The organism is Candidatus Hydrogenedentota bacterium (assembly GCA_012523015.1).
Taxonomy (GTDB): domain Bacteria; phylum Hydrogenedentota; class Hydrogenedentia; order Hydrogenedentales; family CAITNO01; genus JAAYBJ01.
In genome coordinates this window covers 1-15,417 of sequence record JAAYJI010000119.1, presented here as the reverse complement: position 1 = coordinate 15,417, position 15,417 = coordinate 1, and the positions used below count along the sequence as shown (strand labels likewise).

Below are 15,417 nucleotides of genomic sequence, written 5' to 3'. Positions count from 1 at the left end.
GCTTAGAAGAGGGGAAGCTACGCGGGGCAGCCCGACTTCCGCTTAATGCTATTCCTGTTGTGCGGCGCGCTCTTCGGAAATAAGATCCCATGTTGAGAAAACGGCTTCTACATTCGCCGGGTTCGCGCCGGGCCCGAATTCGCATTGTGCAATGCATCCGCCTTGCCGCCACAGCATATCATAGACTTGCCTCACTGCTTGGTGCATCTCTTCCGGGGTTCCATTGACCAAAAGATTTTGGCGATCCATTTCTCCCCAAAAACATAATTTGCCGGCAAAGGGCGCCACTTTTTCTACGCCTATACAAAAGAGTTGTGCGTTGAGAGCGTCCAGTTCCAATTCCACCAGATCGGGGAAGATATCTATGGTATAGCCGTCAGAGTGCATGAAGGCCGCTTTCCCGGCATCGTGGGCAATCTTAATATAATCTCGGTACATGGGCTTGAAAAGCTCCCGCCATAAGTCAGGAGCGATTAGCAAGGACTGTTGGGAGCCCCAATCATCCATGAACATCAAGCCATCCACATCTGTTTCCACCCACATCTTCAACAGATCACAATAAAAGGCGTGGAGTTTTTCCATGAAGCTGAACATAGCCGGCGGCTGCAGCAACAGATCCATATACAAGTCGGCAGAACCGCGCAAAAACTGTAGTTGTTCAAAAGGACGGGGACAACATCCGGTCAAGATAAACTGATCTCGGTCTGCACACCACGCATTGACCTTTTGCTTATTCAAGCTGAAGTATTCTTTGGGAAAACGTATCTTTGGGGCGTCCCGCTCCCAATCAAGAATCTGCGGGTTTTTAACTTCGCCGATGACTCCCTCTTGGATGTTGATGAATTCACAGCCGAACTCATCGATATAGCGGCCTATAGCGGTTGAGTCGCCTTGGGTTGGCAGGGGATCATCATAATAATTGGGTGCCCATAGGATGTCGTCAGGATAACATTGCTGAATCCGGTTCAGCTCTTCTTGATGATAGAGCTCTGCCCAAGGCAGATACCACAATTGACGTGGGATTCGTTCGGGATTCTCGAATCTCAAGGTGCGCCATACGAGCTCTTTGCTGCGTTGCTTCATGACGGAGCTATCCTCTCTAAGACCTCCTCGGAATCAACAGGCGTGCATTCTTGGAGAGCGTTAAAAAGATGATTCTTCTTCCGGAGGCATGACAATGTCAATATGCAGTTCATCAAGTTGTACGGAATCGACTTCATTCGGCGCACCCATTAATAGATCTTGGGCACGCTGATTGAGGGGGAAGGCGATGATCTCACGAATGTTGGGCTCATCGGCAAGGAGCATAATGATCCGATCCAATCCGGGTGCAATGCCTCCGTGAGGGGGGGCGCCATATTGGAATGCTTTCCAGAGTGCAGGGAATTTCGATTTGACCACGTCTTCCGTGTAGCCGGCAATCTCAAAGGCTTTAAGCATAATTTCGGGTTTATGATTTCGAATAGCGCCCGAGGACAGTTCAATACCGTTGCACACGATGTCATATTGGAAGGCGAGAATATCCAGAGGATCCTTGTTTTGCAGCGCTTCCATACCGCCTTGAGGCATAGAAAAAGGATTGTGACTGAATTCGATTTGTCCCGTATCAGGATTGCGTTCAAACATGGGGAAATCGATGATCCAGCAGAAGGCTACTTTTTGTCCGTCAATCAAATTCAATTTACGCGCCAAGCTTTGCCGCACTTTACCCAACAATTCATTTGTTTCGGTGCGCGAACCTGCGCCAAAGAAGAGGGCATCCCCTTCCACAGCGCCGACCCGTTCGCAAAGGGCTTCTTTTTCGGCATCGCTCATGAACTTGACGATGGGGCCTTTCATCTCACCGTCGCGCAACGCGACCCACGCCAGTCCCTTGGCGCCTTCTGATTTCGCATAGCGTTCCATATCATCAAAGAATTTGCGGGGCTGATCAGCGGCGCCTTTGGCGTTCAGTACTTTCACCACGCCACCCGATTGGGTTTGGGCGCTGAATACTTTTAATTGGCAATCGGCAAAGATATCGGTACAGTCGTTCATTTTCATTTCGTAGCGGATATCAGGTTTGTCTGTGCCATACCATTCCATTGCATCGCGATAGGCAATACGCGGGAAGCATTCTTCTACAATGGTCTTGGAGGAGAGTTCTTTGAAGACGCGCACCATGAGTGCTTCCAGCTCAAGGAAAAGATCGTCCTGCGTGATAAAGGACATCTCCATATCGACCTGGTAAAATTCACCGGGACTGCGATCGGCGCGGCTGTCTTCATCACGGAAACAAGGCGCAATTTGAAAATATTTGTCGAAGCCGGAGACCATCAGCAGTTGTTTAAATTGCTGGGGCGCCTGGGGCAGGGCATAGAATTGACCGGGATACAGTCGGCTCGGAACCAGATAATCGCGCGCCCCTTCCGGAGAGGAGCTGGTCAGGATGGGCGTATGATATTCGACAAAGCCCCGTTCGCACAGATGCTGTCGGATGAGTGCGGTGGCTTTGGAACGAAGCAAGATATTTTGATGCATCCGTTCCCGGCGCAGATCAAGAAAACGGTAAGTGAGCCGGGTTTCTTCGGGACACTCCAATTCTTGATTAACCGTAAAGGGCAGCGTTTGTTCAACAGCCGATTCGAGCCAAAATTCATTGGCGACCACTTCTATGTCACCTGTTGCCATGGCAGGATTGACGGTGTCTTCGGTGCGAGGAACGACCTCGCCTGTGAGCGTAATAACACTTTCGTTGCGAAGATTTTCCACGTGCGCAAAAAAAGGGTTGTCCGGGTTAAAGACAATCTGGGTAATACCGTAATGGTCGCGGAGGTCGATAAAAATAACGCCGCCATGATCACGCTTACGATGAACCCAGCCCGACATCTTCACGGTTTTGCCGGCATCAGATTTAGATAAAGCGCCACAAGTATGGGTACGATAGGGGTGCATGAGTCCTCCGGAATTGGGGGCGTGCTCGGTGCGTCCACCGAGTGCCTCAGAAGTCAGGGATAGTTAACAATATACTCCCATCATCTTGGGAAATAAGGGGAAAGTGCTGGGATTATGGTATCAATTCAGCCTTCAAAAATGCAAACGACTGAAAAGCTGCCCCTATGGCCGGAGAAAGCTTATGCTGCATACGCTGTGTCAGAGCGATGCCTGCGGCCTGCTCAGCACAAGGAGGGGAGATTGGACTACAAACCGTCATTGATGATGCATTGGCTAGCGGCGTTTTTTAGATGCCTTGAAAGAAACCCGCCAAGAGCGCGGGGCATCCGTCGCATTCAGGTGTAATCAAGCGAATATTGGCATCAATAAGCCGGGGTGCATTGGGCGCATTCAAGGTTTGCATCAAATGCCCGTCTTCCACATGGCCGATACGGTAACTGTCATCACCGTCTACAAGACCACAGGTATAGAGGACCCCCTTATCATTCACGAAAATCATCCGTTTTAAGCCTCTGCATTTGGGGCGCTCACCATCAGGCTGGGGATTCGCCGCCCATACCGTGATACCTTCTTGTTCGCTGATGCCGGGCAATTTGTCGGGTTCGCAGCGAAGCAGCACCTTCGTTTTGCTCAACTCGAGCTGGCGAATAAGTTTGACTTCCGGTTTCGTAAGGGTGGCGCTGTTTTTTAAATGGAGACCTACTGTCATGTTGTGTATCTGCTGCGCCCACTTACTGATCGCCCATATATCTTCACATTCTTCGAGGGGATCATTGAGGGTGAGGATGAGCCAATTGGCACCGAGCGATGCCGCTTCATCAATCACATTGAGCCATTGGTGCATGGGGACGGGTGAATCATTTGCATTTTCGCCGCAAAATCCTCGCTTGAGTCCTCCCGCACTCACACAAATCCATAAGTAGGTAATGTCATCTGTAGCGGCGCAGGCTTTACAGGCTTTTAATTTTCGCTTGAGTGTTTTTACGGTCTCGAAATAAATTTCGCTCGCATCTTCGAGTCCCGATGTCTCGTCGGTTTTTGCTGTCACCACAATTCTCCTGTTAGGCTATGAATCCAAGGGCTTACTAATTACCTCTGTTTGATCCTACATCTTAATCCAACAAACTTCGAAACGTCTTTGTTCCCGTTTCACCGAAGAGAGCATCTGAGAGGTTGCTCAAAAAAGAGGAAAATACTATTGTATACTAATATTTATTCTGATGCGACAAGGGACCGCTTGATCTTTTCGAGGTCATAACCAAAGCCAGGTCCCCTGATTGAACTCAAGTCAAGATGGCCCCGACGGCGCGTGTAGATTCCGGGATGAACCACCGCTTCGGGCAGGCTCGCTTCCGGATAAAATTGCATGGCATTGGTTTCTACACCCATGATACTGCCTGCATGGGCGGCCAACAGGACGTGGGGGATTTGCGCCAACATGGGATTGGTAAGGTCTTGTATCATCAGCTCCATCCCATGGGCTTTTGCCCAGCACAAACTTAAGAGCGCGCCCGTCTGGGTTTTACAGGTTTTCAACGCCACGCCTGTCCAGCCCAATTCTCTGCCCCGCCGTACCACATGCCAGTCATGGGCGCTTTCATCCATGAACAAAGGTTTACGGGCGGCGACAGAATGAACGTCGATGGGGTAGGCGTCAATATCGTAGGGGAAGGGTTGTTCAACGTAGCGTATACGTTTAAAAATTTCCGGTTCTTCCTCTTTCAATCGATCCAAAATATCATTGACATAGGCAGGATCGGTGACAGTGCAGTTGAAGTCGGCAGAAAGCAAAGTGACGTCTTTTTGCAGGGCGAGGCGGCCTACTCGAACGAGGCGTTCATAATCCCAAGGCGCGTCGGTTCCCCGTAATTTGATCTTTAGACAGAAGAGTCCGTCTTTTTCGATCCATTGTATTAAGGTAACGGGATAGCCGTCCTGCGGTTCAGAACCGTCACAATCGGCGTCTTCCAAGGGGTCCAGTCCGCCCACGAGATGCCACGCCGGCAGCGGGTTCTCCCGAGGCTTCACAAAAAAATCTGAGGGATACAGCCCTTTAAAAGAAGTGGAACAATCGGGGTCGGCTTCTAAATAAGCGCTGAGATCAGCATTCATCCACGCTTCGCTGTAGCTTTCATAGACGGGAATCTTGTGCAGCATGCCGTAGGCGTCATGGAGCGCAATGTCAAAGGCAGAACAGCAGACGAGCGCTGCGAGCCAAGGCATTTCTTTGCCGCGCCGTCCCACATTAAATTCTTGGAGCAGTTTCGGCAGCTGCTCGCCGACGAAGGCATGACCGATTTCCATGGGATGCCCGGAGACGGGGAAATCAGACCACGCTTTAACAAGGCGCAGACAAAAATCATGAATCGCTTGATAACGTTCGCTGTAGCTTAAGGCGGAGGGCCACACCCATTGCACACTTAAGGGCGTTTCTCCCCAGCCCTCAGCAGATTGACCTGCCTTCGTTTCGACAGAAAAGCAGACCCGTGCACACACCACTTCGGTCAGGGTTTCAGGGCCAAACTTCAGCGGCATGCGTGTTTTGACGGGTAAAAAATACAGTGCAGCTTTTACAGGGCGCACATCGTGGGGGTTGCCCATGCCTAGTCCTATTCAGTCTAGTATTCTGAAGAATTTTCAGGAACGACGCAATAGGGCGCCAGTGCTTCTTCCATAATCTTCAGCCAGTTTGAGACAATCTCTGTCGATACGGCAACGTCGGATTCTTCAAAGGCTTTACGCAAGCGTTTGAGCTCATCGAGGGCGAGGCGGTCATCAGGCAGATCCTTGGACAAGGTTTCGCGAATGTTTTTGTACGCCTGACTCAAGGTAACAAAGATGAGGGCGTAAATACGGTTTTGTGTGGCTTGCGCCATATTTTCAAAGAGGGCGTATCCTAAGGCCGCTTCATCTTCCAAATAGCCTTTCGTGCGGTTGAAAATGATATCGTCAATGACACGGCAAATTTTTCCCAGTTCTCGGGGTTTGCGTCTTTCGGTGGCGTGGCGGGTCATGCGAACCATGACGTGCCGTCTGAAATCAAGCATGTTGCTCAGGAAGGCAGGGTCGACAGAGTCATCGGAGCGAAACAGCATGGCATCAAAGATCTCGATTCCGGCGGTCAAGTGCAGCGGCTGAACATAAATTCCGGAACCGTGTCTGATTTTTACAAGACTGATCGCTTCCAGACGTTTCAATGCTTCACGGACAGCGTGGCGGTTTACCTTAAATTCTTCTGATAACAGGCGTTCTGTGGGAAGTTTGGTGCCTACCGGATATTCGCCGGATACGATACGCCGGGTCAGGATCTCTGCCACATTGCAGGAAAGAGTTTTGTTGAGTCGACTGCCTTTGGGATAGGTATTATCCATGTTTAATCCAAATGTCCTTCTGTTAAGGTTATACATTGAAAGCTTACGCTATGGTTGGGAACAGGATTCGGTGAGGAGTTCCCGGTTTCAAAACGCTCTCTTTTATCTTGAGGTAGTTTAGGCTAGGGTTATTGCGCCGCATACGATATATTAGGATTGCCAAGGCGGCGTTTCAGGCAAATAGTTTTTGAATTCCGCCAACAAAGTGTCTTCATAACTACCCTTGAAGCTGCCGGCAAAGAAATGATCCAGTCCTTCTTCATACAGTCGCTGCCATGATTCTTCTTCATGACCCGGATTGATCGGGAAAAATAGGGCATTGTTTGCACGTGCCGCTTTCAGATCGCCAAAGGCGTCGCCAATCATCAACACCTTGTCCGCGTCGTAGCGGCCTTCCGTTGCGAATTGGATATGTTCGGTTTTTGTGCCCATTTCCTGACCATTGATACAAAAAACATACTGATTGAGATCCTGCTCTTCCCACTCACGAATCAATGCTTCAGCAGGCGTCTGGGAGCATACCATGACGTCAGCGTTGGCACGGGCCGACTCGAGGCATTCGCGGACAAAGGGGAAAGGAGGCAGGCCGCCCTGAACGATGTCGGTAACCGTTTCATTCACAGCCAGACTCCACGCCAGCGTTAAATGCATGTCCGGCGCTTTTTCTTGCGTGTGGGTATCGCACCAAGCTTGCAGAGCGGGATTTCCAAGCTTCGATTCTTCTTCAATCCATTTGCGTAAGGTGTCTGTTTTCGGCATCTCAAAGTTCCGCGCTTTCACAGCGTCCCAGTCCGCCAAAAGATCAAAGGTTTTGATCAGAGCGGGAAAGCGATTATAGCCGCGCCATTTCGAATAGAGATTTACAAATTCAGCGGCAGTGCGCACATATTTAGAAATGGGCTGTAAAGACCAGTATTTTATGATATTAGGGATAAAACATTCTTTTTGTTTTATCTCCATCGTGTCGAATGCGCAACCATCGCTATCAATGGCAATAAAAAAATCGTATTTCGGACGATGGGCTTTTAATTTTTCAACAGCATCTATCATACATTAATTTCTCCACGAATAAAAGTTTTGTAAATAAAGTGATTAAAGATATAGTTTTTCAGGAAAGATAAGTCGGCAGTAATCACGTTAAACGCCGGAAAAGGCAGAAAAGCCACCGTCGACAGGAAGGATGACACCGGTCACAAAACGAGAGGCATCGCCGGCAAGCCAAAGGACGGCGCCGATCAAATCATCGGGGTCTCCAAAGCGGCCCATGGGCGTGTGGGAGAGGATCGTATTGCCGCGCGCGGTCAAATGGCCCGTTTCCCGTTCCGTCATCAAATAACGATTTTGTTCGGTCAAAAAAAAGCCGGGAGCAATGGCATTGACACGAATTAAGGGTTTGTATTCTTGGGCAAGATGCACTGCCAGCCATTGGGTAAAATTACTGACTGCCGCTTTCGCCGCGCTGTAGCCGGGGATGCGCGTAAGGGGACGAAAAGCGTTCATGGATGAGATGTTGATGATCACGCCGCCGTCGGGATTGGCAAGCATGGGTTTTACAAAAACCTGGCTCGCCGCAACAACGCCGCCGATGAGATTCAGTTCCACTACCTTATTCATCGCCTCCATCGGCAAGTCAAAGAAAGACTGTTCGGGCGCTGTTGTGGCGCCCTTCATGTTACCGCCTACGCCGTTGACCAGAATATGGACGGCGCCAAAATCATTGAGAATTTGTTGGCAACATTTTTTGATGGACGCCGAATCAAAGACGTCCATGCCGTAGGCCTTTGCTTTGCCGCCTTCCGCAACAATCTGCTTGGCTCGTTGCTCTGCCATCTCCGGCAGCAGATCAGCCACCGCAACTGTAGCACCTGCTTTGGCAAGTCCTGAGGCGATGGCTCCGCCAAGTACCCCTCCACCTCCGGTTACAACCGCAATTTTGTCTTTCAGTGTGAACAATTTTGAAAATTCCACAGAGCTTTTCTCCTTTCCGTGCGAAAGATAGTAAAAAACTTTGTTGATTTAATTAATAGTCTTTAATAAGTAACTTTAAATCTTTTTTATATGCGTTATCTTTAATATAACGAAAGATAGGTAGCTGTTGCATGTCCGGGAACAAGCGATGACAAGCTTTTTGCGGCATCCTTCCCCCACGTGCCGGCGGCTCGTCTTTGCTTACTATATCATAACGGCATTGTTAAACGCACAAGAGCCATCAGTCTGCATATGCGACAGGGCTGTCTGTCTTTCCTTGCAGCCCGATCGCTTTACAATGGGTCTGCAAAAATATTTTCTTTAACAGACTGCCCAGGGTTTGTTCGGAGGTCTGCTCGGGAAGGCTTAGCCTCGTGATCGCCGGCTCATCTAAGTGCAAACACAGCTGTCCGGCGATCCGTGCGATTTCAACCGGATTTAGGGCAAGCTTTGGAGGCAGCCCTATGCCGGGCGTATAGGAAAGCGTCTGATCCTGATTGATCTTAATGACGCTGTCAAGCAAAAGGGGATAGAAACCGGCATCTATATGTGCAAAGCGTTGGCTTATGCCGGGATTTGTATTAGCGGAAAGGCGGCACAGGATCCCCGCTGATTCTGCATAGTGGTGCAGCGTTAAACCGAGGAAGCTGAGAATCTCGCCCATAAACGCAATGCGTTGATTGAAATGCTCCGACTCCGTTCCGTGAACAATTTCGGCGCATTCATAAAGTCCGTCTACGTCCACGAGGAACAGCCCTTTATCAATGGAAAGATCATCGGGGTGGATCAAGGAGCGCGCCAAAACGGAAAGGGGTGCCGCGCTTTCTTTATCGAGCATCGATTCTAGGAAGCGACCCTTTTCAACCTGTGCCTGTACGATGAGTCTACACAGCCGTTCCAATTCTTTTCGGAAGTCTGCCTCGTTATCGTAGGCGGCGGCGGCTTGAGGCAGATTCAAACTTACCCGATGCCATATGATGTGTTGGGCATGGAAGGGATAGGCTGATGTGGGCGGCACGGCTTCCTTGTCATCTTCAGACAATACAAAACGGACTTGAGGGCGGGACAAAGCCGTTCGTACGGCTTGGTTCAAAGGCGCATTGCCTTCAAAGGTTTGAAAGAGTTTTTTGTCCAAATGAATGTCTATGATAGGAGCGGGATAGGGGTTCCCGTGCTCATCGCCGGCATGGAGACTGTCGAGCAAGACGGAGAAAATACGTCGTGCGGTGGTCTCTAGGGTCTTGCGGTCAGGTGTATGCTCAAAAGCGGACAGGGAATCCTGCGCGGATGCGGGGCTGTTCCATCGCAGTGAAATCTGTAAAGGCATACCGAAGGAGGCGCGATGGGCACACTCACGGATAAAGTGTTTGCAAAAAGAATGTAATGTCTCCTCCTCAGCCTCATAGAGGAAGGGCGCCGCCATAAAATTAAAGTTGGGCAAGGTGAGGGCGCCCTGAAAATATTCTTGAATATATTCGTAATAGCGCATGAGCCGCCCGACAAATTCGGTGGTATCTGCCGCTGTTCCGTCAGGCTTTTCCATCGCATCTGATTTTAAATATTCAGAATAAATAAGTTCGCTGCTGTGAAGCCTGTCTATCTCTGCAACGTGGTTCAAGTGAATTTGACCTAAGAGATGGGCTTGTGTAACGGGAGCGGAAAAGATTTCAGCAAAGGCATATTCTTTTTTCACGGCCCGTGCGAGAATCAGATCTGTCTCGCGGGGCGTCGCATTCATGGTTTCCGGGGTACAGCCGCGAATAATCTGCGATGCGTCATAGAGGGGCACGCCCAAACGCCGCCGCAAGTCATTTTCTTCGGAGAGTCCATGTTCGAGCAGCTTGACCCCGACCAATTCTCGGATAAGCGAAGCGGTTAATATGCTGATGCCCGCCGCGTGGATTTGCTGTTCCACTTCGAGGGCGATAATATTGGCGAGGCCCGCATCCATATCCGTTTCCAGTTGTAAAGCGGCGACGATCCGGTTACGATCCCACTTAACAATTCTGTCTTGGCTTGTTTGAACATGAAGAGGGCTGTCCTTGGCAAGGGCGGAATTTTCGTCAAAACGGGCTTCTTCAATCTCACTGAGGAGAGCGCTCATGTCGCCTTTGCGCAGCCGCCGGATGCGTGCGCGTCGGTCGCGGTATCGGGCATAAGACAGCGCGACTTCTGCTTGCGACATATGAATGAGAACCCGTTCTACGGCATCGCTGACCTGATCCGCAGTGGCGGCGTTATCATTGATCTGTTTGGACAAAAAAATGTCGACAGCGGAAGAGATACTTTCTGCAATGTCATTGCCCATGATGCAGCCTTCCGGCACAGCGCGAAGGATCGCCCGCACGATTTTCTCACGGTCAAAGGGCTGAAGGCGTCCGTCACGTTTGACGATTTGGCGGATAGGGAAAAGCCTTGCACTCCCGGGGAAGGGCAAGGTTAATTGGATATCAAATATTCCCTCTTCATCATGGGAAGCTTGAAAAAGATCGTTATCCTGGTGGTCATCCATAGTCAATCAGATGGTACTCCGACAGCCGGTTTAAAGGGGGAGTGCATGCATCACAGCGCTTCCGTTTGTGGGCATGCAGCTTCGGGCAGCGGCGCTTGGCTTTCGTCGTCTTGAGGAGCCCCGTCTTCATCTTTCTTGGGTGTTTCCCCAGTCTTCTGCATTTCCATGAAAGACCGGATGTTTTCGATGTAGGCGAGTGCAAGCATATAGAGCACCATGATCAGCACCTGAAAGGAAAGCCAATAATAGGTTCCGTAATTTTGTTTCCACAAGTCATAAAACCAGTAGCCGGACATACCGGTAAGATACATGAGTGCCAAGCCCAGTCCGTAACGGCCTTGTTCGATGCGCGGCGCAAAAAAGAGCAAGGGCAGCAGCAGCATAATGTAATAATAATAAGTGGGTGAGACGAGGAAGAACAAAGGCACAAATCCCAATATATAGGCGCGATAATCTTTTAATCCTATGCAGGCGAGGACGGTCAAAAGAAGAATCAATATCTGTGTTTCCCACCATTGGCTTTGTTTTTCTTGATACCATTGTGAGCGTACCTTGGGCTGCCAATCGACAAAGGCTTTGTTAATATAACTGAAGTCATCGCCGAAATCTGCCATGAAGATGTACTTGTAGCCCACCCGCCACGTGCTGATATCCGTATTATGTTTTGCGATCTTCGTCGTATATTGCTGCCAATAGTCGGTCCCTTTCCAGAAGACTTGGGAAGCGCCCAACAAGACGCCGCAGGTGAGTGCGAAGGCAATCAAAAAATAGACATATTTTCTTTTCAACAGATTCTTCCAGAAACCCCACAGCGCGATAACTGCGAGTACTACTCCGAAGAGCAGCCAAATCGTAAATACGCCAACTTGCAGCACAGGTGAATAGCCGGCTTCGTTGGAGAACAGGAAGGAGAAGAAATTGCCCACGCCGGGATTTTCCGAACCGAGCCAAGGCAGCGCCACGCCCTTGAAGAAACAGAGGCTTCTCCAGCCTAGCAGCACAAGCATAAAAACCAGAGTCACGGCGCCGAGAAGGCGCACTTCAAGGGGCTGTTGCGGGAAGCCTAAGCGTTTGTAAAGCTTTTTCGACAGCTTCAAAAAGAGCTCCATAAGATTCCAAAAGAGTTTTGCCAAGATACCGATTACCAGAACGGCGGGGAAAATGCGTGCCAATGCCGCATAGCCGGTCAGGATACCGGCCGCCGTCAGCTTGTTCTTCCGTATCAGTGCGGCGGACATGACCAAGCACATGGCCCAGTCGGTGCGAAGATAGGCGCCCTTCATATGCCACCATTTCATCATGTAATTGGTACCCAGCAACACTATCATCAGCAGGGCAGTACGCGGGCCAAATGCCCACAGCACGATGAGGAAGGTGATCAGGATGAGCAGCGGATCGAGAAGCGATAAAAACAGCATGCCCCATTCCGAATCGGTGGAAATGCGATTGCTCAGGAAGGAGCCAACCAACATGGTCCATACGGGGGTGCCGTTGTAACCTTTGTCGCGGAGAATTCCATTCCATCGATGCTGCACGAGCCTGTCTTTAAACCACACAATATCCTTTTTAAATTCTTCCCACCGCTCCGGGCTGAATTTATCTTTGTAGAAGGCGGCATTGTCCAAGATCTGTTTATGATTGACCCGTTGACCGGTGCTGAGATCGCGCAGGGTTCCTGTCTTGTCCTTCCACTTCATTCCTGTTTCAGAGTCGGCAACCAAGGAGGCTGCGTACATCTCCGTATAGCCTACCTCCCGTGCATATTTGGTTCCAATATAATAATGATAAAACTCGTAGGCGTTCAGATAACTGTCAAATCGGTAGTAGTCGGTGGCGACATAGTTAAAAACGGAAAATAAACCGACTACCGCCAGTATACCCGTGAGTATCCAATAAGCGGCACGCTGTCTGCAGCTTCCCAAGAACTGCTGCACCGACTCACGCCGAAGCAGATAATACAGTATGAGCAAGGCGATGGCGGCAGTAGGCAGGTAATACCGTAACGTCACATTTAGGAAATAGAAATTTGACAAATTCATGTGTGTTGCTCTCCCGAAGCCGAGACGGGCTCCTTCATCTTTTATATAGTTGTTGATCCTGCCTATACTGTACGACGACATCCGTTCACAATGCAAAAAAGACGGGCGGGCGCGGCACTGTCGCGTTATCCCTTATTACTGCTACGCGTTCAGACCTTGAATTGACGCAGATGATGTTCAAAATGAAGTATGTGAAAACGGTCCCACTCGTCAATGGTCATTTCCCCTAAATAAGGGTGAGGCGCAGGCGTTAATTCATCATCCTGAATTCGTCGGAGATATTCTTCCATTAATGCTTGAAAACTTTCCAAATCGCCGGGCTCAATCGTACGTATCCCTTGTTTTTCGAGGCTTGCCGGCAAGGCTTGGTTTTTAGGAATTGGGATGATGCCCTTTAAGAGCAGTGGTTTCATCAAGGAACGTGTAAACCACGTGCTGTAATCCGGTACTTTGGTCGATTTGCCCATGGCATGTTTCAGCATCCACGTAAGATGACCGATAAGGGCTGCCGGCTGTAAGTCGCCCCATTGCGGGCGTTGATCGCTCTGGATCGCTTTCAGCCGTTGCCTCAGCTTTTCGGCATAGTCTCTATCAAAATGCTGCATGAGACGACCTCCTTGTATTGCAGGCTGTCCTGTCGCGGTCGGATGCTAGGCGTCACTGCTTTGCAGCCCTACACTTTGAAATAATTGCTGCACTTCTGTTGTGCTGAGTCTGCGCCATTCACCGGGGCGCAAGCCTTTCAATTGGATATCGGCAAAAGAAACACGATGCAGTTTCTTAATGGGATGCCCTACGGCGGCACACATGCGTTTCACTTCCCTCTTTTTACCCTCATAGAGTACAAGGCGCAGCAGTGTGCTGTTCGTTCCTTTTTTGAGTACATCCGCTTCGGCAGGGGCAGTCATCCCTTCTTCAAGACGGATACCTTGTTTAAAGTGTTGGAGGGTTTCCGCCTTCACATGTCCTCTGACCCAAGCCATATAGACTTTGTTGATCTTAAAGCTTGGATGCAATAATCGGAAAGCGAGATCACCATCGTTGGTGAATAATAAGGCGCCTTCCACATCAGCGTCCAACCGTCCCACAGGAAAGACACGGGTATCAATACCTAGCAGAAACTGCATGACCGTTTTTCGACCGTGTGTATCTTTCGCAGTCGTGATCACGTGGGCGGGCTTATTCAATATCAAATATATTTTTTCGTCGTAAACAACGGCTTTGCCGTTGACTTCTACCCGATCGACTCCCGGCGTGATCTGTTGCCCCACCAATGCGACGGTATCATTGACACGCACTTTTCCCGCTTCAATCAGCAATTCGCATTTTCGTCGTGATGCAATCCCGCATTCAGCGAGATGTTTTTGTAGTCTAATTTTCGTCATCATCAATCCAAGCTGCGCAGCTCATCGAGAGCGGGAAGCTCATTGACACTTTTCAACCCGAAGGTGAGCAAAAATTCTTCGGTGGTACGGTAGAGTTTCGGACGCCCCGGCAATTCTGCGATACCGCTGATTTTAATCAGCCGCTTTTCCTGCAATTGATCGAAGGCATAGGATACGCTGACGCCGCGAATTGCCTCTACTTCCGCACGGGTCACCGGTTGTTTGTAGTCGATGACTGCAAGAGTCTCCAACAGCGCTTTGCTCAAGCGGCCGCTTTTCTTCACTTGCAAAAACTTTCGGATATAGGGCGCGAAAAGGGCTTTGGTTGACAGTTGATACCCGCCGGCGATTTCCTGCAATTCATAGGGCAATTCTTCGCGCGCGTTCAGTTCTGCCTTCAACTCTTCCAAAAGCAGCGTCATCACATCCGTATCCATATCGCCCACCGCCTCGGCCAACCGGGCTGCACTGACGGGCCGATCGCTGACAAAGAGCAGGGCATAGGTTACGCGCCGTGACTCGGAACGACTCAGGCTTTCCATGGGCTCTTGGAATTCATCCGTATCAAACACTTCGTCACTCCTGTGGGACTCAGCTGTGTTATTTGCATTCTCCATGTGCGGTACCGTCGTCAACTGACAACTTTACCCATCACGCCAAGGAGCGGTCGAATCGCTTCCATAAGCTGGGCAAATTTTGACGGGCGCAGCGACTGTTGTCCGTCGGAGAGCGCCTGTTCAGGGTGATCATGTACCTCGACCATAATACCGTCAGCACCGGCAGCCACGGCGGCACACGCCATGGGAATTACAATATCCCAGCGTCCCGCTGCATGGCTTGGATCAACAATCACCGGAAGATGGCTGTGAAGTTTTATGACAGGCACCGCTTGGATGTCCAAGGTGTTGCGCGTCTCGGTTTCAAAGGTGCGAATGCCCCGTTCACACAGAATAACGTTGGGGTTGCCCTCGGAAAGGATATATTCGGCAGACATGAGAAATTCATTGATAGTGGACATCATGCCCCGTTTTAAAAGGACGGGCTTTTGTGTCTTGCCTGCCGCACGGAGGAGCCCGTAATTTTGCATGTTGCGCGCGCCGATTTGAATCATATGCGCATATTGCGCCACGATCGGTACCTGTTCCGGTGTCGTCGCTTCGGTGACAATGGGCATCTCATAGTTTTTCCCCGCTTTGCGCAGGATACGG

The 15,417-nt window shown here is 50.1% G+C and carries 13 protein-coding genes; all 13 read right to left on the bottom strand.

All coding sequences use genetic code 11. The features are described 5' to 3' along the window. Positions 1 to 48: 48 nt before the first annotated feature. A complete protein-coding gene (locus GX117_05210; protein ID NLO32742.1) occupies positions 49 to 1,083 on the bottom strand; it encodes a methyltransferase in 1,035 nt (344 codons plus the stop codon). Positions 1,084 to 1,143: 60 nt separating this feature from the next. Next, positions 1,144 to 2,934 carry an aspartate--tRNA ligase gene (gene aspS / locus GX117_05205; protein ID NLO32741.1) on the bottom strand — a complete coding sequence of 597 codons (1,791 nt, stop codon included), beginning with the start codon at positions 2,932 to 2,934 and terminating at the stop codon, positions 1,144 to 1,146. Between the two features lie 286 nt (positions 2,935 to 3,220). Then, complete coding sequence (locus GX117_05200; protein NLO32740.1) at positions 3,221 to 3,985, bottom strand: hypothetical protein; 765 nt, start codon at positions 3,983 to 3,985, stop codon at positions 3,221 to 3,223. Between the two features lie 161 nt (positions 3,986 to 4,146). Beyond that, positions 4,147 to 5,535: a mandelate racemase/muconate lactonizing enzyme family protein gene (locus tag GX117_05195; protein ID NLO32739.1), complete on the bottom strand. Its 1,389-nt coding sequence runs from the start codon at positions 5,533 to 5,535 to the stop codon at positions 4,147 to 4,149. A gap of 17 nt (positions 5,536 to 5,552) precedes the next feature. Continuing rightward, positions 5,553 to 6,305, bottom strand: a complete 753-nt coding sequence (locus GX117_05190) for a FadR family transcriptional regulator (GenBank protein NLO32738.1) — start codon at positions 6,303 to 6,305, stop codon at positions 5,553 to 5,555. 150 nt (positions 6,306 to 6,455) lie between these two features. After that, entirely contained in the window at positions 6,456 to 7,355 is a 900-nt protein-coding gene (locus GX117_05185; protein ID NLO32737.1) for an HAD family hydrolase, read from the bottom strand. A gap of 87 nt (positions 7,356 to 7,442) precedes the next feature. Beyond that, the gene (locus tag GX117_05180; GenBank protein ID NLO32736.1) at positions 7,443 to 8,321 is read right to left on the bottom strand and encodes an SDR family oxidoreductase; all 879 of its coding nucleotides are present in this window, start codon (positions 8,319 to 8,321) and stop codon (positions 7,443 to 7,445) included. A gap of 193 nt (positions 8,322 to 8,514) precedes the next feature. After that, positions 8,515 to 10,791: a hypothetical protein gene (locus tag GX117_05175; protein ID NLO32735.1), complete on the bottom strand. Its 2,277-nt coding sequence runs from the start codon at positions 10,789 to 10,791 to the stop codon at positions 8,515 to 8,517. 44 nt (positions 10,792 to 10,835) lie between these two features. After that, positions 10,836 to 12,824, bottom strand: coding sequence for a hypothetical protein (locus GX117_05170; protein ID NLO32734.1), 1,989 nt, complete (start codon positions 12,822 to 12,824; stop codon positions 10,836 to 10,838). Between the two features lie 149 nt (positions 12,825 to 12,973). Next, positions 12,974 to 13,429 (bottom strand): DUF1569 domain-containing protein, encoded by a 456-nt coding sequence (locus GX117_05165; protein ID NLO32733.1) that lies wholly within the window; start codon positions 13,427 to 13,429, stop codon positions 12,974 to 12,976. Between the two features lie 45 nt (positions 13,430 to 13,474). Then, positions 13,475 to 14,209 carry an rRNA pseudouridine synthase gene (locus GX117_05160; GenBank protein ID NLO32732.1) on the bottom strand — a complete coding sequence of 245 codons (735 nt, stop codon included), beginning with the start codon at positions 14,207 to 14,209 and terminating at the stop codon, positions 13,475 to 13,477. Positions 14,210 to 14,211: 2 nt separating this feature from the next. Continuing rightward, positions 14,212 to 14,781 carry an SMC-Scp complex subunit ScpB gene (gene scpB, locus GX117_05155; GenBank protein ID NLO32731.1) on the bottom strand — a complete coding sequence of 190 codons (570 nt, stop codon included), beginning with the start codon at positions 14,779 to 14,781 and terminating at the stop codon, positions 14,212 to 14,214. A 59-nt stretch (positions 14,782 to 14,840) separates the two neighbouring features. After that, positions 14,841 to 15,417, bottom strand: a 577-nt coding sequence (aroF, locus tag GX117_05150; protein NLO32730.1) for a 3-deoxy-7-phosphoheptulonate synthase, incomplete at its 5' end; no start/stop codon positions are given.